1 pseudogene is annotated in these 332 nt (G+C 60.5%); it reads right to left on the reverse strand.

The features are described 5' to 3' along the window. Nucleotides 1-332 (reverse strand): annotated as a pseudogene (locus AC0QH1_RS00365) (photosystem II D2 protein (photosystem q(a) protein)); the annotation flags it as partial.

Here is a 332-nt window from a genome sequence, read left to right on the forward strand (position 1 = left end):
AACACCGCGATCGGTCCGGTGAAGGCCAGGGCATTATAAGGACGAATCCCTAACAGACGGGAGATTTCCAACTGGCGCAGGCAGAAGCCAATCAAGCCGAAGGCTCCGTGCAGGGCCACGAAGGTCCATAGTCCGCCCAGTTGACACCAGCGGGTGAAGTCTCCTTGGGCTTCCGGTCCCCACAGGAAAAGCAGGGAGTGTCCCAAGCTGTTCGGGGGGGTGGAAACGGCCACGGTAAGGAAGTTGGCTCCTTCTAGGTAGGAGGAGGCCAATCCGTGGGTGTACCAGGAGGTAACGAAGGTGGTGCCGGTCAGCCAGCCCCCGATCGCCAA

Source organism: Phormidium sp. CCY1219 (assembly GCF_055795085.1).